The sequence below is a fragment of the Bacteroides sp. genome (assembly GCA_036351255.1).
Lineage (GTDB): Bacteria > Bacteroidota > Bacteroidia > Bacteroidales > UBA7960 > UBA7960.
Genome location: JAZBOS010000077.1, coordinates 16,737 through 32,377, shown reverse-complemented (window position 1 = coordinate 32,377; position 15,641 = coordinate 16,737). Strand labels below are relative to the sequence as shown.

Here is a 15,641-nt window from a genome sequence, read left to right as displayed (position 1 = left end):
CTGTCTCCAATCGTTTCTGTTTACTTAAGGCTGCAAAGCATCAGCCACAATGCAAATGCCGGCGAACCAGCTTCATGGTTTCCTCACGGTTGCAGCTTATTTTTTCGCGCAGGTTTTCATCCTTAAAGGCTTCGAGACGCTTAGCGGTGCCTTCCAGCAGGCTGGGGGTAAACACCTCATGCCGCAGATAGATATCTGCTTGCTTGCGCAGATACTGGGCAGCCTGCACACAGGAAACCGGAAGCTGGGCCAGTTCATCGGTACGGTGTTTATGTTTATCGTCAAAGATATTGACATCCACATAGGTCTTTTCAGCAAAAGCAAGGGCATCGGGCATTTCAAATCCATGTCGTGCCCCCACACACAAGCCTGCGATCAACAGGTAAATATCGGCAGAGCCATCGGGGCAACGAAATTCGAAGGTCTGTTTGTCGCTGTAATCTCCTGGGTGTTTTGGCTCAAGGGGATTGGCGGTTTTTACCATATCGCTGGCACCCGACCATCCCAGGGGAACCCGGATCAGCGTGGAGCGGTTACGCTCGCCCCAGCAAACATTGGTCGGGGCTTCCTGGTGAGGCACCAGGCGAAAATAAGACGTAGGGATGGTATTGCCAAAAGCCGACAATGAGGGGGCCAGGTCAAGGATGCCTGCAATGACCTTGCGTGCCGCTTCACTGATCTTTCCTTTGTCTAGTGTCACGTTTTTTCCATCCTTCATGGGGCGCATGTGGATGTGCATTCCGCTGCCAGCCTTCCCTGCGGTGATCTTCGGGGCAAAGCTAACCGTGACTCCATAACGGTAAGCAACCTGCCGCAGGATCCACTTGGCGATGATCAACTGATCGGCAGCATCTTCAATATTGGTGGGCAGGAATTCGATCTCATTCTGTTCGTACTCATGCTCATCATCCGAAAAATTGCCTACTTCCGAATGCCCGTATTTGATCTGGGCACCTGTCTGGGCAAGGGCTACCAGGGCATCTGTGCGAAGCTGCTCCCACTTGACAAAGGGTGATGATTCGTGATAACCTTTCTGGTCAGTGGCCTTAAACAAGGGATCGTGCTCGCTGATCACATAATATTCTATCTCGCCCATTACCTCAAGGCTGAAACCGGTCTTTTCAAGCAAGGCTTGATGGGCTTTACGCATAATATTTTCGGGCGCGCTGGCAAGCGGGTTGCCATCCTTGTCAAAATAAGAACACAGGATATCGATGGTTGGAATTTCAGAAAAAGGATTCAGAAATGCGGTCTTAAAACGGGGAACCACATAAAGATCGCTCGAACCGGCTTCCAAAAACGAAAACAAACTGCTGCCATCCACGCGTTCGCCTGCCGACAGGATTCCTTCCAAATGTTGGCGACTCTGAATCACAAAATTCAGCGCCTTCAATCGTCCATCGCCTCCCACATAACGAAAATTTAGCATCTCTATTCCATTATCCACAATATATTGGATGATGTCTTCCTTGGAAAACTCATGGGGAAGTTTACGCAAATGCCTAACCAGGGGATTGGGATTTAAAATATATTGATCTTCGTTCATAAAAATATTGGTTAATGGTATGATGGTTAATATTTTCGGCCAAATTAATGAAAAAAAGGAAGACAGATGGTTGTGCCACCAGCCTTTTTTCGACTCAAATGCCCGATTTTATTATTATTTTTGTTTTAATGAAAGCCACCGGTATATTTTACCCGATAAAAACGCGCTCCGCAAAAACGCAGGGCTTGTTTTTTTTCTTTCTGCTGTTTACTCTCCTGCTTGCCGGCTGCCGCAGCCAGCGTGAGGTAACCCCCGCCTCTGCCATTGAAGCTGACCACGACTTTTACCGGACCTATTCGGAAAAACTGGGTTATTCCCTGGGTGGCTACGAAGACCCTGTGTTAATTCGTGAAGTCAGTTCCTGGCTGGGTACCCCCCACCGCTATGCCGGAACAACCCGCGAAGGTGCCGACTGCTCAGGATTTGTTATGGAAGTGTTTCGCACCGTATACCAAGTCAGTCTCCCCCGCTCCAGCGCCGAAATGGCATCAAAGGCACGCACGGTCAGCAAAGTCAGGTTGCAGGAAGGCGACCTGGTGTTTTTTCGCACCTCTGGAGGGCGCAAAATTTCTCATGTCGGCATTTACCTAAGCACCAACAAATTTATCCACGCCTCCTCATCGCGTGGGGTCATTGTCAGCGACCTCAATGAACCCTATTACCGCCGGACATTTGCCCACGCGGGCCGGGTGAATTAATTTCCATGAAGGAATATCAAAACATGTGACGAAAAGGCACCAGCAACCACTCGAAGAACTGCTGCATAATGGGGCGCCGCATCCAGAAATCATAATTGAAAGGTTCAGAATCTTTCAGTGTCTCATTAAAATGACTCACCATTTGCCGCACCAGGCTTTTATGCTGGCCGGCCAGGCAAATTTCGTGCATATAACGAAAACTTCGGTAATCAAAATTGGAAGAGCCGATCACAAAATTCTCGCGGTCGGCAAGGAATAGCTTGGCATGGAGGTTTTGAGGCAAATAAAAAAAGAACTTCACCCCTTGCTGGGCCAGCTCGCCCAGGTATTTGGAAGTCAACAGGTCAAGGGTTCCTACATCCGATTTTTTAGGGATGATCACGTTGACTTTGATGCCCCGGTTGGCGGCATCCATTAAAGCCTTGCGCAAGCTGCTCCCGGGCAGGAAATAAGGGGTCTCGATGGTGATCTCGCGCCTGGCATTGTTGATAAGTTCCAGGAATTTCTTCTTCACGGGCTGCTGACCCAATGAGGGTACATCACGGATGATCTCAAAATTACCATACTTAATGATCTTGGTAAAGGCTTGCTTATCGTAAAAAAATTTGTTGTAAATCCGGAAACTGTCCTGGATTATTTTTTTGAAACGTGTGGCGATGGGCCCTTTGATGCGAAACATCGACTCGCGCCAGTTGAAAGAATAACCAGTAATGTTGGCCGAGCCAATATAGGTTATGCAGTCGTCGATGACAAGTACCTTGCGGTGATTCCTGCGATGGCCTTTGGTAAAGCCATCCCAGCTCAGGCGCACCTTCTTAAAGAACTTCACCTCGGCCCCTGCATCGATCAACTCCTGAAAGAAAGCCTGGTTTGATGAGGCCGCCCACGAATCGATCAGGATGCGTACCTTAACTCCTTCGCGCCGCTTTTTTAACAGCTTGTCGCGAAACCTAACACCAACAGGGTCACTTCGAAACCGGTAAATCTCAAGCCAGACATACTGAGTAGCTGCCTCTATATCGTTCAGCATGGCAGTAAAATACTGCAGGGGGTCAGCGATCAGTTTGATCTGGATATCATTGGCAGCTGCACTCATACCTTAACACGAAAGAATGGTGCCTCAAATATATCAAATTTGGACCATAAAACGTGTGGAATAGATTATTCGGGGGAGGATTCAGCTTCAAGCTTAGCCGTTGTCTGGTGTTTATGCGAATAAACCCGCTTGAGCCAAGTGGGCAAAATGATTGCACCGATAAAAAGATAGGGATAATAGCTGATGATGCGCCACATAAGGCCCATGGCAGCAATCAGGCCCGACGGGATAAAATCGCCCAGGAAACCACTGAAAACGATTTCAGCCACCCCGCTGCCGCCAGGGGTGGGACTAATCAGCAGGATGACCCACATAATTAGCTGACGACCGTAAATGAGCAACTGATCGCCTTGCCCCACAAAAGCCAGAATAAGCATATTGACCACCAGGAAACGAGCCGTCCAGGAAAAAAGAGTGGCGCCAAAGGCCTTCAGCCAGAAACCGGCTGGTTTGCCCTTCATTTCACGCGAGGTAATGATAATCTCATTGCCCGTCTCACCAGCAGCCGGACGCCAGCGGCGCAGGAAGGGCAGACGGAAAATATACAGCAGCAACCATTTCGTACCCCTGGGATTGATGAAAACTCCGTACAGAATGATGGTGGTCAGCACCAGGATAAACAGATACCCAATGGCAAAAACCCCCTGGGTGCCAAAGCGGGTATTCATGAAAACATATTCCCCACCTGAAGTAAACAAATCCTTCATTCCCACCAACACCATAATGGTGGGAACCATCAGGATGTAAAACAACTCGTCGAGCATGGCGGTCACAAGCACAATGGCCGTGGTGCGGCCCATGCTGACCCCTTCACGGCGAATGATAAACAAGGCGATGGCCGAACCCCCGATAATGGAAGGTGTAACGGCCGAAGCAAACTCCCAGAGCATAATCACTTCAAAACTCTGCCGCCACGACAACTGGCCATCGGTAAGCACCCGGAGCCTGAACATATAAGCTGCATCGCGCACTACCATCATCAGCAGCGCCAGTGCAATATAAGCGTAAGATTGCGGGTTCCAGTTTACTTCCCGGAAGGCTGAAACATCAAAATTGCGCCAAAGCAGATAGCCGGCAACCCCCAAGCCCAGCGCGATCGGAATAAGGATGCGACGGAAATGAAAAAAATCGAGAATTTTTTTATGTTGTTTATCCATTGGGTAGTGGCTGGCGCAATCAGGCAAAGTTAAACAGTAAACCCCGCAAAAGCGCAAAAGTTTAAAGGGGTAATCACAATACACAAAAACGCCATTGTGGCATTCTTTTTTAATTATACTTGTTAACCTGCGCCATTTTGACCGGGTTTTTGCCTGTTTTTCATCAAAAATTGAAACGGAACGGAATTTGAATACGGGAGAAAAACAATTCGTTTTAGAAAAGTATAAACCAAAAATAAGGAGAACCAACCCATGACAATTATCAGATGGAACAACCGCCCCATGTTATCAAACATGTTAGACGAAATGATGGAACGGAATTTTTCAACCGGTTTTGAAAAAAACTGTGGTTGCGTTCCGGCCACCAACATCCTGGAGGACGAAAAGCAGTTTGAAATTCAGCTGGCTGCTCCGGGTATGAAAAAGGAAGATTTCAGGCTAAGCGTTGAAAACAACTTACTTTCGGTCTCTTACGAGCAGAAGGAAGAAGAAAAAGAAGAAGATCATTATCTGCGCCGCGAATTTGGCATGGATAGTTTCACCCGATCCTTTTCCATTCCCAAAACCACCGATGCCGAAAACATCAGCGCGCGCTACGAGCAGGGCATCCTGTATGTCAGCGTTCCCAAGTTAAATCCGGAAAAAGCCAAGCTGAGCCGCAGCATTGAAATTTCCTAAACCCCAAAATATATCTTCATGCGGGGCTGCTTCAAGTGAATGAAGCAGCCCTTTTTTGTAATTCCTTTCCGGAAAAGAAATCGCCCGCCGATAATCTGCAAAAGACCGGGGGCGCGGTTTACTTATCTGCTACATTTCTTTTAAGGAAGGAAAAAGCAAGTCTTTCCAGGGTGTAATTAAGGTTCGCTTAAAGGATACTTTTAGACGTATCATAAACGGGTAATAAACGTTTTAAAACGTTTACGACCCGTTTATGATACGGTTTAAATTTAAAGATAATGTCTTTTCATATAGTTCACGGGGTGTATTAAAAACCCGGCTGACATTCTCTCGGCTTGAAAAGGGATGGTTTACGGCATTTTCAGGGTTTGAGATGAATCCTGACATTCTTATTGCTTTTGCGCATCATTGCAGGGATCAATGCCTGTCCAGTAAAAAGTTTTTGCTAATTTTGGAGCGCTGTCAAAATCAATCCCAAAAACACCATCCTATGCTGAAATCGATTGCTGAATTACACGACATGGCGCGTGCCCATACAAAAAAACGCCTGGTTCTGGCAGCCGCGCACGACGAAAACGCACTGGAGGCCGTGGTTATAGCCGCTCAAAATGGGATCGTCGAAGGCATCCTAGTGGGTGACCAGGCAAAGATCGAATCCATTGTACAAAAAGAAGGCTTTGACCTGGTCGGTTTTCAAATCGTGAATGAAGCCGACAATGAAAAGGCAGCGGCCATTGCGGTGAAAATGGTGCGTGAGAAGCAGGCTGATATCCTGATGAAAGGCAACCTGTCCACAGCAAGTTTGCTGAGGGCTTTACTGAACAAGGAATGGGGGCTCAGGACTGGGGAACACATTTCGCATCTGGCGTTGTTTGAACTGCCCGCCTATCATAAGATTCTTGGCCTCACCGATGCCGCCATGAACATTGCCCCTGACCTGAACGGAAAAATATCGCTGATAAAAAATGCGGTGAATTATATGCGCAAGCTTGGGATCAATCAGCCCAAAGTGGCTGCTCTCAGTGCTGTAGAGACTGTTAATCCTGATATGAAGAGCACCCTGGATGCCAGCATCCTGACAAAGATGGCCGATCGCGGACAAATCAAAAACTGCATCATTGACGGCCCCCTTGCTTTCGATAATGCTATCAGCAAAAAAAGTGCTGCTCACAAGGGCATACAAAGCACTGTGGCGGGCGATGCCGACCTGCTGGTAGCCGACAACATTGATGCCGCCAACGCGCTTTACAAGGCCTTTATTTACTTTGCGGGTGCCCAGTGTGCAGCCGTGATCCTGGGGGCATCTGCACCCATCGTGCTCACCTCAAGAGCTGACTCTGACGAAACAAAACTCAACAGCATTGCCCTGGCTGCGGCTGTTCATTAACACGCATAAATCAACCCAACCATGGACAAAGACCTAATTCTGGCCATTAACCCCGGCTCAACCTCTACCAAAATTGCCGTATTTCGCGGCACAAAGGAGATCTTCCTGAAAAACATCCGCCATGCATGCGATGAGTTGCCAGCTTCAACTGTCATTACCGATCAGTATGAATTCAGGAAAAATATTATCCTGAAGGAACTGGAAGCTGCCGGGATCAAAATTTCCAACATTTCACTGGTCGTGGGGCGCGGAGGGCTTGTGAAACCTATTCCTTCAGGGGTATATGAGACCAATGACGCACTGATCCGCGATTTGAAAGCAGGTGTCCAGGGGCAGCACGCTTCGAACCTGGGCGGACTGATCGCCCATGATATTGCGAAATCACTGCCTTCGGCCAAATCTTATATCGCCGACCCCGTGGTGGTTGACGAGCTGGAACCCATCGCCCGCATTTCCGGGCATCCGCTGCTCGAGAGGGTTTCCGTATTCCATGCCCTGAACCAGAAGGCGATTGCCCGTCAGCATGCCAAATCCATTTCCAAGCATTACGAAGACCTGAACCTGATCATTGCCCACCTGGGTGGAGGGATCAGCGTAGGCGCCCATTACAAGGGCCGTGTGATCGACGTCAACCAAGCCCTGGATGGTGACGGCCCTTTTTCGCCAGAACGCAGCGGCACCCTTCCGGTAGGGGCGCTGGTAAAACTTTGCTTCAGTGGTCAATACACCCTGGAAGAAGTACAAAAGATGATCACCGGCCGGGGGGGATATGTGGCTTACCTGAAAACCAACGATGCCTATGAAGTAGAAAAACGCGCTAAGGCCGGGGATGAAAAAGCCCAGCTGATGCAGGACGCCATGGCCTACCAGGTAGCCAAGGAGATTGGAGCGATGTCAACCGTGCTGAAGGGCGAAGTGGATGCGATTCTGCTTACCGGGGGCATTGCCTATGGGAAACCCTTTGTAGAAAAAGTTTCCGAAAGGGTTAAGCACATTGCCCCGATCTATGTGTATCCGGGTGAGGATGAGATGCGCGCCCTGGCGATGAATGCACTGATGGTCCAAAACGGGGAGATCGAGGCCCGGGTCTACGTCTAAGCCGTCATTCCTTTTTCCATTCCGCTTCTGATTTCCACTGGGTAAAATAGACGATCAGGTCGGCTTCACTCTTCCATTCCGTGAAATAAACGATGATGTCGCCCTCGCTTTTCCATTCGGTATAATACCAGATCCCCGATTTTGGCCGGGCTTCCGATTTCCATTCGGTAATATAGGCCAGCACATTGGCCTCACTTTTCCATTCAGTGACAAAAACCTTATGCGTGGCTTCGCTCTTCCACTCAGTCACATAGACTTTCTGGGCCTTGGCTGCAAGGGAAATGAAGGAAAACATCAACAACAACAGAATATTTTTCATCACAAATCCTCCCGTGATTTATTGCCCGGATCTGTAAACGGGAAGCGTGAAGAAAAAGGTGGTCCCGTTTCCTTCTTCCGAATAAAAGGAGACTTCCCCCTGGTTGTTTTCGATGATGTTTTTCACCATGGAAAGACCCAGACCCATGCCACCGGTCTTGGTGGTAAAATAGGGGCTGAAGATGCTGGGTTTCAGTTCATCGGGAATGCCGCTTCCAAAGTCCCTGACCTCACATTTTACGAAATCTTTTTGTGCCGAGCAAATGATCTGTATCCGTGCCATTTCACCTTTGGGATAGGCTTGTATGGCATTGCGAACCAAGTTGTTGAACACCCGAAGGAGCTGGTTGCGATCCGCCAAAACCACAAGGGGCTCCCCACTTGAGGGTAGTTGGAGATCAATATCTACCTTTTCAAGATCATTGTAAAAGTCGAGCACCTCGGGTACAAAGTCGTGCAGGTTGATGGGCACATTTTTACCGGAAGGGAGCTTGGCAAAATCTGAGAACTCGCCAGCAATGATCGACAAGCTATCAATTTGTTCAACCATGGTTTTGGTAAAGCGTTGCAGGCGCTGATCCCAGTCGGGGACCTTTTCTTTCCAGGCCTTTTCAAGATGCTGAACACTGAGGCGCATGGGTGTCAGCGGATTTTTGATCTCGTGGGCCACCTGTTTGGCCATTTCGCGCCAGGCCGATTCGCGCTCACTGCGGGCCAGCAGCTCGGCGCTGACGGCCAGTTCATCAATCATCCGGTTGTATTCCTTGACCATCTGCCCTATCTCATCGTTGCGGGTCCAGTGGATCTTATGATCGGTCTTGCCCAGTTGCAGTTTCGAAATGCTGTCGCGGATTAGTTGAAGGGGCTGGGTGACATGATTGGAGATAAACAAGGCAAGGAATACGGCAAACAACAGCAGCAACAGGTTAATATTCACAAAGGCCAGCATAAAGTATGAGATCTCATTGCGAAGTTCATTTTGCTTGGCAAAATAGGGCAGGTTAATATAGGCCAGCAACTTGTGCTGGTTATTGCGCAGGGGAACATAAGCGGAAAGGTATTCAAGCTTGCCGATTTTTTCGGTCTGCACAAATTGACTCTTCTGCTGGGTTTGCAAGTGTGCAAAGGCAATGGGATTCATCTGCGAACCCACAAGGCCCTCATCGAACACCCTGGGGCGGCTGGAAGCCAGAAGGGCACCATCGGGACTGTAAACGTTAATGTCGGTAAAAAATACGTTATATAGCCTCAGCAGCATATCAGAGAGGTAATATTCGTACAATTCATTCAGTTCCTCCACGGCAGACAGATCGTGCTCCATTTCTACCAGCACACTGTGTGATTTCTCGTTGATGATGGAAAGGTTTTTATCCTGGTAAATCTTTACCATAAACCAGGTGGAGGCCCCGCCAATGGTAATGACCGACAGGATGACCAGACCTATCATAAACACCTGTACCCTTCGTTTGAAGTTCAGCTGGAACCAGTCAAGCAATTCACGGCGGCTGGCCAGGAGCGAAAATATCAGGATCAGGACAAAAAAGATCAGGAAGAGATAGGAAAAGGGTGCAATGCCCTCAAGGAAACTCTGGCGTGGCCGGCTGATGATGACCTGGGTGCCATCCTCCTTGTTATACACCAGGTGTTGATAATCATCAAAATTGAAAAAAGTGAATTGCCCGGTAAACTCGCCGTAGACCGAGAGGTCGCTGGAGTAAATATAAGGGCCGAACTTGTTGATGAACCTCCCGTCTCTATAATTGGCATAAGAATAATTGGCCAGCTCGCGGTTAATATCGACCTTATCATCGATCAGCAATTCGGGGAAGCCCATATCGCGCGCCACAAACTTTGCATCGAATTCAAGATAAATATGATAGAGGATTTGTGAAGCTCCGGTCTCTGAACCACGAACCGGAATCATGGCAATGTAGCTGTTGCGGCCGGTGTTGTTGTCGAGGTAAATAAAGTTGCTGCTAATCGTAGGTTTCCCAAACGAACGAATGTAATCCTCAAAATACAGGGAACAGACCATATCGAAATTGCCTGGCAAAATGAGGATGACCTCATCAGGCTCGCAAACCGTTACCTGCAAATTATATTTCCCCCAGAAATCATAGAAGTAGTGGTGCTGAAGGTATTGGTAAATCCCCGGGATATTGTATGGATCTTTGATTACCAGGTTTTTGAGCTGGTTGTCGTTATAAAGAGCTTCTTCAATTTCCAGGAAAAGGTATTCGGCTACAGGGTCTTGTTCAGAGGCAAGTTTTAGGGCAAAGGTCTTTCGCTTTTCCTGATCTTTAATGGTATTGAAACGATAAAGGGCAAAGGTAGAAATGATACTGAAAAGGAAGAGGGCAATGACCAGCGGGGTCAACCCAATCCGGGAAAGGGGGTGGCTGCGTTCCAGTTCAAATACAAGAATTCCGGAACCAAAGAGCAGCCAAATCAGGAGATTGAAACCGCCCAGCCAAAGGTCAATGGCCATGAACAAGGAAACGGTAACCAAAAGAACCAGCCTGAAATCTTTTTTTTCCTTCAACAGGTGCGACAACAGGCGATAAAGCACCATCCCAAGGAAAAAGAATGAAAAGAAAATAACGCAAATGATAAGAAAACCAATGAGGCTATAGATGTCAAGGCTGAACATAAAGTTAACATCCAGATTAAGCCTCGAGTCAATGACCAGTCCTTTAATGATTTGAATAGCAAGAAAACAGAGCACCATTATGCCTGCCACCACAAAAAAACCCGCGGCATATGCCAGACTCGTTGACGAAATGGTCTTTTTGAATTCCCGGAGATGTGAAAAAAGAAAATAGGCAATGATGTTGAAAAACAGCAGGTGCAACAACAAATCGCCCAAAGAGGGCATCAGTACAGAAGTGGCGTAGAGAGCCGGTGAGAACAATTCACCCTGGTTAAAAACGCCGGGAAGGCCGGTAATGAAAAGCAGCATCCTGAATAAAATCATCCAGGAAGGGAAAGCAATAACGGCCATTCTGCGGTTTCCCTGGCGGAATTCACGGCTGTAATAGCGGTAAAGCAAATAAACCACAAGTAATATGGCGGCCATTGCAAGTAAAATAGAGGCCACCCAAAGCCAATTCCGGGTTTGATACAGGCCGCTTTCGCGCCTGAGCACCAAAGAAAGCACAAAATCACCCTCCTGATCCACTACGGGAAAACCATCCTCCTGTTTGTCGGAAACAAAGAATATGTTTTCGGCAACCGGAAGATCTGGCTGGAAATCATTGACCAGGAAACGGTTTTCATACTTGTAATTGGATTTGATCTTGGCAAATACTGCAAGTTGAATGTCATCCAGGGCTTGCGTATGATAATAATACCAGCCATTCTGTAACTGAAGCAGACCTTTGGATCCAAGATCGCGCCAGGCACCGTCAATGGGCACGCCATTGTGCGACCAGAACAGCAATGAGTCGGGCTTGTAAATGAAGTAGGCAAGACCTTCGCGCTCGTAGCGGGGCTCAAGCAGGGTTACCAGGGTATTTTCCGAAAAGTCGCTCCATTCTTGTTTCCCAAGCATATAAGCCAACCAGTCGAGGGATGAACCCATCGTCGATTCTTTCTTCAGAAAGGCTTCCTGGAATTCACGGGCTACCTCCGGGGCATCAATCTTTTTTTCACGGTAATGAAAGGCTGCCTCTGAAAGCAAAAAAGCCAGTAGTGCAAATATCAGCAACCTGAAGGCAATGCTGTTGGTGGATTTTTCCATGAAAACGGGTTTTCCGCAGTCAGGGCCTGCGGTTAGTTCCTGCTAATTTACAATTTTTACGCATTGCAACAGGTAATGCATCCATTGACGGCAGGTTTATCCCACAAACAATGTTCCACAATTGCAGGACTGGAAAATTATTTATCGTTTTTGGAAAATGAAGATTTGGCTTGACCAGGGTTTGACATGAATCAGGGCCAGGAGGTTGGACCAAAGGCCAACAAGGGCACCCCGGATAAAGGCAAGCGCATTGCCTTTATAGTATTCGCTGAGGATAGAAACATAAAAGGCGTCGAATGGCATCCCTTTTTTCTTAACCAGCCGGAAACCCTTCTGGCTGGCGGCTTGTTCCAGGGTCTTAGGGCTGAAATGGTTAAGATGCCTTGGTAGGTCATAAGCCGCCCACCATGAGTTATAATGCCCTGCATCGTAGCTCTGGTATTGGGGAACAGCAATAATCAGCCAGCCATTGTCTTTCAGCAATTGATGATACTGTTCGAAGCTTTCCATAAACCTCGATTGATGCTCCATTACATGCCAAAGGGTAATAAAGTCGAAGGAATCCTTAGCATCTTTAAGCATTTCCTCCTGACTATCAAACACTTGGATACCCTTTTCCCTGGTTTTTTCTCGTGCAGCGGGCTGGGGTTCGATTCCAATAGCCTGATAACCATGGTCTTGCATATAATTACCAAAGGCACCAGCACCGCAACCAACGTCAAGCAGAAGCCGCCCTCTCCCTTTTAATTTGCTGATTAAAAGAAACTTACGCTTAAGCATATAGGATTGCACCCGGAAATAGATGCGTTCTCTAAGGCTATTTTGATGTTCAGTATGTGAAACGTATTGTTCGCTTTGATAAAAGGCCGGGAGTTCCTCTTCCCTGGGCCGGGGATTGGTAAACACCAGTCCGCAGCTTCCACATTGAACCATGGAATACTGACCAGAACCCAGCAAATGATCGGGGCAAGTCAGGAAGGGCACCAACCCCTCCCCTGCCCCACATAAAGGACAATGATGCAAGAATTCCGTTTCATCCATGTTTCACGTGGAACATTTAATAATTAAAAAATATTTCAAACAGATTGTTTCACGTGAAACAATCACCGCCCAAGATGAACCAAAAGGACAGAAACATCGGCAGGAGAAATTCCGCTGATCCGACTGGCCTGACCAATATTTTGTGGTTTGATCTTTTCAAGCTTTTGTCTGGCTTCCATGCTAAGGGCTTTAAACTCCATATAGTTGATATCGTCACCAAGCCGGATATCTTCAAGGCGCGTAATTTTCTCGGCAATTTCTTTTTCCTTTTCAAGATAACCGGCATACTTAATTTGAATCTCAACCGATTCAAGGGCTTCTTCAAAAACAGCCTCTCCTGAGAACCGATGGATAAATTCCCCAAACTTTTTGTCTTGATCCATCATTCCTTTCAACGAAACTTGCGGCCTGAGCAAAAGATTAGCCATACGTTGAGGAATTCTGATCGGAGCTGAAGAAACGCGTTCAAGATAAGCATTCACAACATCAGGCGAAGAGTTTTCCTTTTCCATAAATGCAGTAATATCGCCAATAATCTGCTCTTTCTTCTCAAGGCGCTCCAAACGTTCTGGTTCAGCTAATCCCAATTCAATTCCTTTGCGGGTCAAACGCTGATCTGCATTATCCTGCCTAAGCAGGATACGGAATTCGGCCCTGCTGGTAAACATCCGGTAAGGTTCATTCGTGCCCTTCGTAACAAGGTCGTCAATCAATACCCCTATATAAGCTTCAGAACGCTTCAGAACAAAAGGAGCTTTCCCCTTGATTTTATGACGGGCATTAATTCCGGCAATCAACCCCTGCCCTCCCGCTTCTTCATAGCCCGTAGTTCCATTCACCTGCCCGGCGAAAAACAAGTTCTCAACAAAACGCGACTCCAATGAAAATTGTAGTTGGGTTGGTGGGAAGTAGTCATATTCTATGGCATAACCTGGCTTCAGGATACGGGCATGTTCAAATCCGGCAATTTTCTTTAAGGCCTTATATTGCACCTCTTCCGGCAAACTCGAAGAAAATCCATTCACATAATATTCGTTACTTGTCCAGCCTTCGGGCTCAATGAAAAGCTGGTGCCTTTCCTTGTCCGAGAAACGGTCGATTTTATCTTCTATAGAGGGGCAGTAGCGGGGACCAGTTCCCTGAATCCTTCCAGCGAACATCGGCGAAAAATCAAATCCCGTGCGAAGCACATCATGCACTTCATCGCTCGTATAGGTTAAGTAACAGCTCAGTTGTTTTTTTAGGCGAGGTGTTTCAAGGAAAGAAAAACGACCAGGATTTTCATCGCCTTTTTGTTCGGTCATCTTGCTGAAATCAATACTACGCCCGTCCACCCTCACCGGCGTTCCTGTTTTCAGCCTTTCACTCTCTATACCAAAGCGCTTTAAGTTTTCGGTTAAACCCGTGGCATTGGCATCTCCAAGCCTGCCCCCACTGAAGTTTTTTTGCCCAATGTGAATCTTCCCGTTCAGGAAAGTCCCACTGGTAATGATCACCGTTTTGGAAAATATCTCACCTCCAAAACCAGTTTTAACCCCTATCGCTTTGCCGTTTTCAACAATGACCTCGGTAACGGTATCTTGCCAGAAATGCAAATTAGGTATCTGTTCCAGCATCTCCCGCCATTTCTGAGAAAAAAGAATTCGGTCGCTCTGGGCGCGCGGACTCCACATGGCAGGCCCTTTACTACGATTCAGCATCCGAAACTGAACCATGGTATGGTCGGTGACAATGCCGGAATAACCCCCAAGGGCATCGATCTCACGAACAATTTGCCCTTTGGCAATGCCACCCATGGCAGGATTACATGACATCTGTGCAATTCCGCCAAGGTTCATGGTAACAAGAAGAACCCTGGATCCTAAACGGGCACCCGCTGCTGCAGCTTCGCTGCCGGCATGTCCTGCTCCCACCACAATAATATCGTAGTGTTCAAACATTTATAACAAAAAAATTAAGCTTGCAAAGTTAAGTAATAATTCTCTTTCTGGCGCATAAGCATCTCATCGTCCGGGCTTTTATCCTTATACCCCAGCAAATGCAAGACACCATGAATGATTACTCTGTTTAACTCCTCAGAAAAGGAAAGGTTCAATCCTGCAGCATTTTCACGTACCCGCTCAACACTGATAAAAATATCACCGGATATGTTGCCGGTGTCTTCCCCATAATCAAAAGTAATGATATCCGTCAGGGTATCGTGATCCAGAAATTCAAGGTTAAGTTTAAGCAAATAATCATCTTTGCAAAAGACATAAGTAATAGCGCCGGGGGTTCCCCCTTCTTCTGCAATGGTCTTAATAATCCATTCCCGGACCTTCTTTTTGGAAAACCCGGGAATGTTAACCTCCTCAAAAAAAAATTCAATATGACCTTTTCCGCTCAATCAGGCAGGTTTTTTAACGTTGATTTTTTCGAAGTATTCATCCAACAAGCGAATTCTTTCACGTGTCAAATGCTGATTGATGCTGGTGATATAAAATACCATTTCCATCAATTCAGCCTTGGCATCGAAATTCACCTCATCGCTAAGCATCCGGATCATTACCATGCTTCTTTCCGAATCAGAAATTTCTTCCGCTTCCAGGGCTTTTTCCATATCATCCTGAAATAGCGCAGCGATTTCGAGGAAACGGTCGGAAAGGGAAACCTTAAATACCAAGCCATACGGACGTGATTCAAAATACACATCTATATACTTAAGTCTATCTCCTTTTTCACTTACCGCGAATTCAAAAGCTTCTGAAACAGAAAAGAGAATGTTCCCGAAATAAGAGTGATAAATGTTGTACTGGTCGCACACCTTTTCCACAAAGGCTTCCAGTTTATGGATCTCTTCTTTACGGGCTTTCAGCCTGAGGTGTTTTTCAAGTTCTACCATGC

Annotated in this window: 13 protein-coding genes; 4 read left to right on the top strand and 9 right to left on the bottom strand. The window is 47.2% G+C overall.

Annotation, left to right across the window (positions count from 1 at the left end):
• Positions 1-40: 40 nt before the first annotated feature.
• Positions 41-1,546: a glutamine synthetase family protein gene (locus tag V2I46_06935; GenBank protein MEE4177229.1), complete on the bottom strand. Its 1,506-nt coding sequence runs from the start codon at positions 1,544-1,546 to the stop codon at positions 41-43.
• Between the two features lie 185 nt (positions 1,547-1,731).
• Between V2I46_06935 and V2I46_06930 the strand changes: the two genes are divergently transcribed.
• Positions 1,732-2,244, top strand: coding sequence for an NlpC/P60 family protein (locus tag V2I46_06930; GenBank protein MEE4177228.1), 513 nt, complete (start codon positions 1,732-1,734; stop codon positions 2,242-2,244).
• A gap of 16 nt (positions 2,245-2,260) precedes the next feature.
• Here the strand turns inward: V2I46_06930 and V2I46_06925 are convergent, their stop codons facing one another.
• Together V2I46_06925 and V2I46_06920 are read right to left on the bottom strand one after the other, a co-directional pair.
• The gene (locus tag V2I46_06925) at positions 2,261-3,340 is read right to left on the bottom strand and encodes a phospholipase D-like domain-containing protein (GenBank protein ID MEE4177227.1); all 1,080 of its coding nucleotides are present in this window, start codon (positions 3,338-3,340) and stop codon (positions 2,261-2,263) included.
• Positions 3,341-3,405: 65 nt separating this feature from the next.
• Complete coding sequence (locus tag V2I46_06920; protein ID MEE4177226.1) at positions 3,406-4,497, bottom strand: lysylphosphatidylglycerol synthase transmembrane domain-containing protein; 1,092 nt, start codon at positions 4,495-4,497, stop codon at positions 3,406-3,408.
• Positions 4,498-4,749: 252 nt separating this feature from the next.
• On the opposite strand from V2I46_06920, the gene V2I46_06915 reads away from it, so the two are divergent.
• The 3 genes from V2I46_06915 (at position 4,750) to buk (ending at position 7,660) form a co-directional block, all read left to right on the top strand.
• Positions 4,750-5,175 (top strand): Hsp20/alpha crystallin family protein, encoded by a 426-nt coding sequence (locus V2I46_06915; GenBank protein MEE4177225.1) that lies wholly within the window; start codon positions 4,750-4,752, stop codon positions 5,173-5,175.
• 490 nt (positions 5,176-5,665) lie between these two features.
• On the top strand, positions 5,666-6,562 hold the full coding sequence (locus V2I46_06910) for a bifunctional enoyl-CoA hydratase/phosphate acetyltransferase (GenBank protein MEE4177224.1): 897 nt from the start codon (positions 5,666-5,668) through the stop codon (positions 6,560-6,562).
• A 21-nt stretch (positions 6,563-6,583) separates the two neighbouring features.
• A complete protein-coding gene (gene buk, locus V2I46_06905; protein MEE4177223.1) occupies positions 6,584-7,660 on the top strand; it encodes a butyrate kinase in 1,077 nt (358 codons plus the stop codon).
• A 4-nt stretch (positions 7,661-7,664) separates the two neighbouring features.
• Here buk and V2I46_06900 read toward each other — a convergent pair whose 3' ends face one another.
• From V2I46_06900 to V2I46_06875, 6 genes are all read right to left on the bottom strand, one after another.
• Positions 7,665-7,979: a DUF6150 family protein gene (locus tag V2I46_06900; protein MEE4177222.1), complete on the bottom strand. Its 315-nt coding sequence runs from the start codon at positions 7,977-7,979 to the stop codon at positions 7,665-7,667.
• An 18-nt stretch (positions 7,980-7,997) separates the two neighbouring features.
• A complete protein-coding gene (locus V2I46_06895) occupies positions 7,998-11,717 on the bottom strand; it encodes an ATP-binding protein (protein ID MEE4177221.1) in 3,720 nt (1,239 codons plus the stop codon).
• Positions 11,718-11,858: 141 nt separating this feature from the next.
• The gene (locus V2I46_06890; protein MEE4177220.1) at positions 11,859-12,758 is read right to left on the bottom strand and encodes a class I SAM-dependent methyltransferase; all 900 of its coding nucleotides are present in this window, start codon (positions 12,756-12,758) and stop codon (positions 11,859-11,861) included.
• Positions 12,759-12,820: 62 nt separating this feature from the next.
• Positions 12,821-14,698 (bottom strand): tRNA uridine-5-carboxymethylaminomethyl(34) synthesis enzyme MnmG, encoded by a 1,878-nt coding sequence (mnmG, locus tag V2I46_06885; protein ID MEE4177219.1) that lies wholly within the window; start codon positions 14,696-14,698, stop codon positions 12,821-12,823.
• A 14-nt stretch (positions 14,699-14,712) separates the two neighbouring features.
• The gene (gene ybeY / locus V2I46_06880; protein MEE4177218.1) at positions 14,713-15,144 is read right to left on the bottom strand and encodes an rRNA maturation RNase YbeY; all 432 of its coding nucleotides are present in this window, start codon (positions 15,142-15,144) and stop codon (positions 14,713-14,715) included.
• The gene (locus V2I46_06875; GenBank protein MEE4177217.1) at positions 15,145-15,639 is read right to left on the bottom strand and encodes a hypothetical protein; all 495 of its coding nucleotides are present in this window, start codon (positions 15,637-15,639) and stop codon (positions 15,145-15,147) included.
• Positions 15,640-15,641: the final 2 nt, after the last annotated feature.